We start from the raw sequence: 748 nt of genomic DNA on the forward strand, positions 1-748 counted from the left end.
GCTTCATGGGTTTCGTTTTCTGGAACGATCTGTTTGGATGCTGAAATCATGAAGAAATTTGGCTTTGGCATGGACGTTGTTGAGACGCCGTTTACCATGCCCCGGAATATGAGTGACGCGAAAGCCACGCCGCAAGGTTAAGTAAATTCAAATTAACCAGAAGCCTTGCGTGTAGGGAAAATCCGGTTAATACGGTAGGAGAAATTACCGCACGTCCGGTTTTCTCGCCGTGGGGACTACGAGAAAAGGTTATTAAGCCCGATGAAGGCAGCATCCAAGTTTCTGAGCGCCGCGTCCGCGGTGACCCTGTCTGCGGCCCTTGTGGTGCCAGGCGCGCTCGCAGTGCAGTTCGTTGCCACATCGGCGGCCGAAGCCGCTGTCGTCAGCAGAGTAGAAGTGAGCGGCAACCAGCGTATCGACGCTGAAACCATCCGCAATTACATCACCATCAAGCCGGGCAAAGCTTTCTCCAGCTCCGATATCGACAGCGCGGTCAAGGCGCTGTTCGGCACCGGCCTGTTCTCGGATGTGCAGATCAATCAGGTCGGCTCGACACTGGTGGTCAAGGTTGCCGAATACCAGGTCGTGAACCAGGTGCTGTTCCAGAACAACAAGAAGCTCAAGGACAACGCGCTTGAGATGGCGGTGCAGTTGAAGCCGCGCGGAACGTTTTCGCAGGCGACGCTCGACTCCGACGTCGAAGCGGTCAAGGCTGCCTACAGGCGCATCGGTCGCGACGATGTGACCG

The 748-nt window shown here is 56.0% G+C and carries 1 protein-coding gene; it reads left to right on the top strand.

Annotation, left to right across the window (positions count from 1 at the left end):
• Nucleotides 1-261: 261 nt before the first annotated feature.
• The coding region (locus ACXJ7R_RS35165; RefSeq protein WP_457155808.1) for an FtsQ-type POTRA domain-containing protein at nt 262-748 on the top strand (487 nt) is incomplete at its 3' end.

This window comes from Mesorhizobium sp. P5_C1 (genome assembly GCF_054049815.1).